Raw genomic sequence first — 7,748 nt, 5'->3', positions numbered from 1 at the left:
TCGGGCGACAGGATCGGCTGCGAAGGGGCGGGCGCCGCCGGCGCCGCGGCCGGCTCGGCCGAGCCGGGCACCAGGTTGGCCTTCGGCACCCGCTTGGGCAGACCCGAGGCGGTCGTGCCGTCCGAGGCGGGCTTCTCGGTGGCCGCCGCCGCGGCCTGCCACCCGGCGTCCATCGACGAGGTCTGCTGCCAGCCGGATCCGGTGTCGGTGGCGGGAGTGCGCCGGAACCAGGCGGACTCGACGGAGGCGAAGATCGGCAGATACTCCTCGGCGGGCGGGCCGGCCTGTGTCCCGCCCTGCGGGACCGGGGCGCCGTGTATCGGACCGGAGATCGAGATCGGCCCGGTCGACACCGGCGAAACCCCCGGGCCCAGGGGAACGGGCCCGGCCACCTTGGGCAGCGGGCCGGTGGCCGCCTCGTCCGGCACCGAGTCGAACCGGCGTCCGCGCAGCCGCGTGAGCGGGTCCTGCGCCGGAATCGGCGGGGAGATGGACGGAGGAGCCGACGAGGAGATCGACGGGGAGGGCCCGCCCCAGGACGACTGGCCGGGCTGGGAGTTCCATGCGGGGGCGAAGGCGCCCGAGTAGGACTGCTGCGCGTAGCCGGCCGGACGGCCCATCAGGGTCTCCGGCAGCAGGACCATCGCGGTCAGCCCTCCCCCGTCGTGCGGCCTGAGCTGCACCCGGATGCCGTTGCGCATGGCGAGGCGGCCGACCACGAACAGGCCCATGCGGCGGGACACCGACACGTCCACGACCGGCGGGTTCGCCAGCCTCCAGTTGGCCTGGGAGATCTCCTCCGCGGTCATCCCGATGCCGGAGTCGGTGACGGAGATCATCACGCCTCCGCCGTCGATCCGGTTGCCCGAAACGACCACCCGGGTGTCGCGGGCCGAGAACGACAGCGCGTTCTCCACCAGCTCCGCCATGAGGTGGATGACGTCGTTGACGGCCTGACCGGCGATCGAGACGTCCGAGGGGAAGTTCAGCACCACCCGCTCGTAGCCCTCGACCTCCGACAGCGAGGCCCGCAGGACGTCGGTGATCTCGACGGGCTGACTCCAGCGGCGCGCGGGCTCCTGCCCGGCGAGGACCAGGAGGTTCTCACTGTTGCGGCGCATGCGGGTCGCCAGGTGGTCGAGCTTGAACAGGTTCGCGAGCCGCTGCTCGTCCTGCTCGCCCTGCTCCAGCCCGTCGATCAGGGTGATCTGCCGCTCCACCAGCGTCTGCGTGCGCCGCGACAGGTTCACGAACATCGCGTTGATGTTGCCGCGCAGCCGGGCCTCGTCGCCCGCCAGCCGTACGGCCTCGCGGTGGACCTCGTCGAAGGCCCGCGCGACCTCGCCGATCTCGTCCGCCGACACGACCCCGATCGGCTGCACCTGCCGGGAGCCGGCGGAGTCGGACTCGCGCAGGCGCTGGACGAGGTCGGGCAGCCGGTGGCCGGCGATCTCCAGCGCCTCGCTGCGCAGCCGCCGCAGCGGCCGTACGACCGAGCGGGCCATGACCGAGGTGATGAGCAGGACCACCAGCAGGACGGCGGCGACCAGGATCACGTTGACCGCGGCGACCCTCTGGTCGGCCCCCTGGAACTCCACGCTGCGCGAGATCACCGAGCGGGCGAGCGCCAGGTTCACCTTGTGCATCTGGTCGCCGGTCTCGGTGATCGCGTCGAACCAGGTGTCCACCGCCTGGCCGCCGGGCTCGATGCGGCGCAGCGACAGGCCGTCCCGGGTGAGGCTCAGGGCGAGCGCGCGCAGGTATTCGGCCCGGTCGACCTTCTGGCCGGTGACGGTGTCGGAGAAGAGCTGACGCTGCGCGGGCGTGGCCTGCGCGAGGAACGCGTTGCGCTCGCTGACCTCGCGGGCTCGGGCGGCGGTGAACGCGTCGATCTCCGCGGTCTCGAACCGGTCCCGCACCAGCGCGGCGGTCATCAGCGCCCGCTGCTTGGAGATCTCCTCCTCGGCCCGCGCGAGCGAGGCCATCGACTTGAGGCCGGCGATGACGCCCTCGTCCACCGCGCCCTGCACGGTCTCGTCGTACAGCCGCAGCGCGTCGGCGGCGAACAGCGAGTACTTGTCGATCGCCGGCAGCGCGGGAAGCCTGCTCTGCAGGATCGTGCCGCGCAGCGCGGTCAGCTCGTCGAGACGGCCGCGCAGGCGGACGAGGTCGGCGCGGCCGATGTCGCCGAACGCGTCGCCCGCGGTCTCCGCCTTCGACCGCACGCGCTGCGCGGCCGCGTCGACCGCCGCCTGCTGCTCCCGGATCAGTGAGAGCATCGTGCCGCCGCGACGGTCCATCGCCACGTAGCGGGCCGTCAGGTCGCGCTCGAGCTGCAGCTCGTGGACGAAGTCGCCGATGCCGACGATCAGTTCGGCCACGTCCTGCACCCGCTGGTACTCGGCCGCGCTGCTGATCGAGGAGGCCACCCGCAGGCCGCCCAGCGTGACGGCGACGGCGGTCGGCACCAGGATCAGCGCCAGCAGCCGGGTGCGCAGCCGCCAGTTCTTCAGCGCCAGCGGGCTGCCGGTGTCGTGCCCGGGCGGCTGGGGCTGCTCCGGTTGTTCCCCCTGGTCCGCCGCGGGCGCCCCGGAGCCGGCCGACAGCGGGGGCGGCTTCCGTTCACTACGACGACCGCTCTCGACTGTTGCCGTCCTCACTGGTGCAACCTCACGCGGTTCTTCTAGATGGGATTCGGACCTATCACTCGGGATACCTCCCACAAGACATCGGCAATTGGAGCATAAGGCGACGAGATAGACCAACCTGTCGAATCATTTGGCACGTTCCAAGCGGCGAGACTTTCGTGCGACGATGCACGGGTAAAGCCTTTCCCGAGCATCCACCGGGCGGCGAACGGCATTTCCGAATGAGGTTCCGGACATGTATCGGTCCAAACCGCCACACCCCAGGTTACGGGGCATAGTGGATTTACTGACCAGTTTGGTGACATAGGACTCTTAATCCTGTTATCTCGGTTTAAGTCCAGCTACGCTTCTCGCCCGTCGCCCGGTGCCGCCATCTCCCGCCCGGGCGCCTTCACTTCCCCCACCTGAGGAGACTCCATGAGGCTGACGGGTCGCACGACCGTCATCGGCGTCATAGCAGCGTTGACACTCACCGCCTGTGGCGGTGCGGATACGGATACGACAGCGACCGGCAATAACGGACTGGAAAAAACCACCCTTAAAGTCGGTATTCTCCCCATCGCGGACGTCGCGGCGCTGTACATCGCGACGGAACGGGGTTTCTTCAAGGCCGAAGGGCTGACCGTAAAGCCCGAAATTGTGGCGAGCACTCAGGTCGCCATCCCGAAGCTGGTGAGCGGTTCGGTGGACATCACGCTCGGAAACTACTTCTCGGTGCTTTCGGCGCAGGAAGCGAAGATGGCGAACTTCCGCGTCCTTGCCGACACTTTCCAGGCCAAACCGGATGTCTTCGACATCGTGGTGAAGAAGGACTCACCGATCCAGTCGGTGAAGGACCTCAAGGGCAAGAAGATCTCGGTCGCGTCGTTCAACAGCATCGGCACGCTCGCCGTCGACTCGACCCTGCGGGCCAACGGGCTGTCCACCAAGGACGTGACGTACGTACCGGCCGCGTTCCCCGACGCGCCGGGCAAGCTGGCGTCGGGCCAGACGGACGCCGCCTGGCTCACCGAGCCGTTCCTGACCGGCGTGCAGAAGGACATGGGCGCCCGGAAGATCGCCGACACGATGACCGGCGCGATGGCGGACTTCCCGATCGCGGGCTGGACCACGACCGAGCCCACCCTGTCGAAATACCCGAAGACGATGGCCGCCTTCCAGCGCGCGATCGTGAAGGCGCAGCAGATCGCCGACTCCGACCGCAAGGCCGTGGAGAAGGTGTTGCCGACGTACACCAAGATCACTCCTGACGCGGCCTCGATCATCACGCTCGGCGCGTACCCGTCCACGCTGAACGCGACGCGCATCCAGCGGGTGGCCGACCTGATGCTGGAGTACGGCTACCTGAAGGCCAAGATGGACGTGAACCCGCTGCTGGTGCCGATGCCGCAATGATCCTCAGCAGAGTGGCCCGCGGCGCCGCCGGCGTCGCGGTCCTGCTCGTCGCCGCGGAGGTCGCCGGCCGCACCGGCCTCCTGGACACCCAGATCATGCCTCTCGCGTCCACGGTGCTCGCGGGGGCCGCGGGGCTCGCCGCCGACTCCGAATTCCTCCACGACGTCTCGGCCACCGTCGAGGTGTGGGCCGAGGGCCTCCTGCTCGCCACCCTCCTGGCCGTACCGGCCGGAGTGCTGCTGGGCAGCCTGCCGAGGGCGGAGACGGCGCTGCGGCCGGTCATCGAGTTCCTCCGGCCGATCCCCTCGGTCGCGCTGATCCCGCTGGTCGCGCTCATCGCGGCCGCCGACGGCACGATGAAGGTCACGGTCATCGTCTACGCCGCCTGCTGGCCGGTGCTCGTCAATACGATGTACGGCCTGCACGACGTGGACCCCGTCGCCAAGGACACGATGCGCGTCTTCGGCTTCGGCCGCCTGGCCGTGCTGCTGCGGGTGACGCTGCCGAGCGCCGCGCCGTTCGTCCTGACCGGCGTACGGCTGGCGGCCTCGGTCGCGCTGGTGGTGGCGATCAGCGCGGAACTGCTCGCCGGCGGCGAGGGCGGCATCGGCGTCTACATCGTCAGGGCCGGGTCCGGCTACCGGATCGACCTCATGCTCGCGGCCACGGTGTGGGCCGGGCTGATCGGCCTGGTCGTCAACGCGCTGCTCGTACGGGCCGAACGCGGCCTGTTCCGCTGGCACGCCGCACGCGCGGGGGTGACCCAGTGACGATGACCGTCGCGAACGGCGGCCGGTTGCGCGGGCTCGCCCTGCGGCTGTGGACGGTGCCCGTCGTCGTCGCCGTGTGGGAGGCCGCCGCCCGCGCGGCGGAGTCGGTCTACTTCCCGCCGCCGTCGGCGATCCTGGCCCGGCTGCGCGAGCTGTGGTTCTCCGGGCCCCCGGCCCGCCTGTTCCTCAGCGACGCCGCACTCGCCGACTTCCTGCCCAGCCTCGGCCGGATGTTCGGCGGCTGGGCGCTCGCCTGCCTGGGCGGGATCGCCCTCGGCGTGGCGATCGGCCGGTCGAAGACGCTGGCCGGCTACGTCGACCCGCTGATCGAGTTCGGGCGGGCGATCCCGCCGCCGACGCTCATCCCGCTGTTCGTCGTGCTGTTCAAGGCGGACGCGCGGATGCAGGTCGCCACCATCGTGTACGGCGTGGTCTGGCCGGTCCTGGTCAACTCGGTGGACGGCGCCCGCTACGTGGACCGCCTCCACATCGAGACGGCGCGGGTCTTCGGCCTGTCGCGGGCCGAGCGGCTCACCCGGGTGATCCTGCCCGCGGCGGCGCCGAAGATCTTCGCGGGGCTGCGGCTGAGCCTGTCGCTCGCGCTCATCCTGATGGTCGTCGCCGAGCTCGCGGGCAGCGCGACCAGCGGGATCGGCTACGAGCTGCTCTACACGCAGCAGAACTTCGACCTCCCGGGGATGTGGGGGACGATCGCGCTGCTCGGCGTCCTCGGCTTCCTCCTCAACTCGTCGTTCCTCGTCGTGGAACGGCGCACGCTGTCCTGGCACCGGCGTGCCGGGCGGACGAAGTGAGGTGACATCACCGTGCTCGACGTCGTCAACCTGACCCACACCTACGGCAGCGGCCCGGAGGCCCACCGGGCGCTCGGCGGGATCGACCTCAGTGTCCCGGAGGGCCAGCTCGTCTGCGTCGTCGGCCCGTCGGGCTGCGGGAAGTCGACCCTGCTGCGGTCGATCGCCGGGCTCGTACGGCCGACGGGCGGCGAGGTGCGCGTCAAGGGCCGGCCGGTCACCGCGACGCCGGACGACCTCGCCGTGGTCTTCCAGGACTACAGCAGGTCGCTGTTCCCCTGGATGTCGGTCCGCGACAACGTGGCGCTGCCGCTGCGGCGGCGCGGCCTCGACCGGGCGGCCCGCCGTACGGCGGCGGCCGAGGCGCTGGCGGCGGTGGGGCTGGAAAGCGCCGCGGCCAAGTATCCCTGGCAGCTGTCCGGCGGCATGCAGCAGCGGGTGGCCATCGCCCGGGCCCTCGCCTACCGTCCCTCGCTGCTGCTGATGGACGAGCCGTTCGGCTCCGTCGACGCCCAGACCCGCGAGGACCTGGAGGATCTCGTCCTCGCCGTACGCGGCCACCACCGCATGACGATCGTCCTGATCACCCACGACATCGACGAGAGCGTCTACGTCGGCGACCGGGTGGTGGTGCTGACCAGGGCGCCCGCCGTGGTCGCCGCCGACCTGCGGGTCGACCTGCCCGGTCCCCGCGACCAGATCGGGACCCGGGAGCTGCCCGCCTTCGTACACCTGCGGAGCGAGGTGAGCCGCCTGGTGCGCGGCAGACCCGAGTTCAGCATGACCCCTTCACAGATCGACAAGGAGTAGTGGACGTGACAGAACCCAGCAGCGTCGTGTGGGAGCTCCTGCGCGGGGCCTACCGGGCCGCGGCGCTCGGCGCGGTCGTCGACCTCGACTGCGCCGGCCACCTGAAGGACGGGCCGCTCACCGTCGAGGAGCTCGCCACCCGCTGCGGCGCGCACGCGCCGTCCCTGGCCCGCCTGCTGCGGACGTGCGCCGCCAGCGGGCTGTTCACCTCCGTCTCCCCCGGCACGTACGCGCTGACCGACGCGGGCCGGCTGCTGGTGGACGGGGTCCCCGGGTCGCTGCGCACGGCCGTCCAGACCAACACCACGCCCACGCTTTCGTACGGCATGCACAACCTGGCCACGACGGTGCGCCAGGGGCGGTCGGCGTTCGTCGAGAAGTACGGCGTGCTCTACGACCACCTGGGAACCGACCCCGAGCTGAACCGCATCTTCAACGACTTCATGACCCAGCGGTCGCAGCCGATGGCCGACGGGGTGGCCGCGAGCTACGACTTCTCGTCGGTCAAGACGCTGGTGGACGTGGGCGGCGGCCGGGGCCACATCCTGGCGACGGCGCTGCGGGCCAACCCGCACCTGCGCGGGGTGCTGGTGGAGCTGGCGCACGTGCTGCCGGACGCGCGGGCCGCCTTCGACGAGTGGGGGCTGTCGGAGCGGGTGGAGCTCGTCGAGGGCGACTTCTTCGCGTCCGTCCCCGCGGGTCACGACGCCTACCTGCTGGGCAGTGTGATCCACAACTGGGACGACGAGGACGCGACCCGGATCCTGCGGGTGGTCCGCGAGGCCATGAGCGACGACGGCCGGGTGCTGCTGGTGGAGATAGTCCTGCCGGACGACGACTCACCGCACTTCGGCAAGGACCTCGACATGCGGATGCTCGGCCTGTTCGGGCAGGGAAGGGAGCGCAGCAGGTCGGAGCACGACGCCCTGCTGCGGGCGGCCGGGCTGCGCCTGGTCGGTGCCTACGACCTGCCGTTCCACGCCACCCTCATCGAGGCGGTCCGCGTCTAGAGCGGTGACTCCCGAGCCGGGGGCCCGCCTCAGGCGCGCCCCCAGCCGGGTACGGCGACCCGCATGGTCAGCGCGTGTTCGACGAGGGTGATCAGGGTGCTCTTGACCGACTCGCGGTCACGGGCGTCGGTGCGGACGATCGGGATGTGCGGCGCCAACGTCATCGCCTCGCGCACCTCCTCCTCGGCGTGCGGGTACTGCCCGTCGAAGCCGTTGACGCCGACGACGAAGGGCAGTCGCGCCTCCTCGAAGTAGTCCACCGCCGGGAAACTGTCGGCAAGCCGCCGGGTGTCGACCAGCACC

General features: G+C 70.8%; 6 protein-coding genes and 1 pseudogene. 5 read left to right on the top strand and 2 right to left on the bottom strand.

Translation table 11 applies throughout. From position 1 onward, the window contains the following. A partial coding sequence (locus Msi02_RS42465; RefSeq protein ID WP_204053365.1) for a sensor histidine kinase occupies positions 1-2,660 on the bottom strand: 2,660 nt, incomplete at its 3' end. A gap of 405 nt (positions 2,661-3,065) precedes the next feature. On the opposite strand from Msi02_RS42465, the gene Msi02_RS42460 reads away from it, so the two are divergent. Genes Msi02_RS42460 through Msi02_RS42440 form a run of 5 tightly spaced genes read left to right on the top strand, consistent with a single transcriptional unit; the run spans position 3,066 to position 7,445 of the window. Continuing rightward, the gene (locus tag Msi02_RS42460; protein ID WP_239109417.1) at positions 3,066-4,043 is read left to right on the top strand and encodes an ABC transporter substrate-binding protein; all 978 of its coding nucleotides are present in this window, start codon (positions 3,066-3,068) and stop codon (positions 4,041-4,043) included. Then, a complete protein-coding gene (locus Msi02_RS42455) occupies positions 4,040-4,813 on the top strand; it encodes an ABC transporter permease (protein ID WP_204053364.1) in 774 nt (257 codons plus the stop codon). The genes Msi02_RS42460 and Msi02_RS42455 overlap by 4 nt, the downstream gene beginning before the upstream one ends. 2 nt (positions 4,814-4,815) lie before the next feature. Beyond that, positions 4,816-5,625 (top strand): ABC transporter permease, encoded by an 810-nt coding sequence (locus Msi02_RS42450; protein ID WP_239109420.1) that lies wholly within the window; start codon positions 4,816-4,818, stop codon positions 5,623-5,625. A gap of 12 nt (positions 5,626-5,637) precedes the next feature. Then, entirely contained in the window at positions 5,638-6,435 is a 798-nt protein-coding gene (locus Msi02_RS42445) for an ABC transporter ATP-binding protein (protein ID WP_079320933.1), read from the top strand. Between the two features lie 5 nt (positions 6,436-6,440). Further along, a complete protein-coding gene (locus Msi02_RS42440; RefSeq protein ID WP_204053363.1) occupies positions 6,441-7,445 on the top strand; it encodes a methyltransferase in 1,005 nt (334 codons plus the stop codon). 29 nt (positions 7,446-7,474) lie between these two features. Here Msi02_RS42440 and Msi02_RS42435 read toward each other — a convergent pair. Then, positions 7,475-7,748: pseudogene (locus Msi02_RS42435) on the bottom strand (ATP-binding protein); the annotation flags it as partial.

The sequence above is a fragment of the Microbispora siamensis genome, from assembly GCF_016863095.1.
Classification (GTDB): Bacteria; Actinomycetota; Actinomycetes; order Streptosporangiales; family Streptosporangiaceae; genus Microbispora; species Microbispora siamensis.
Note: the sequence above shows the minus strand (reverse complement) of the source record. Positions and strands in the feature narration are given on the sequence as shown.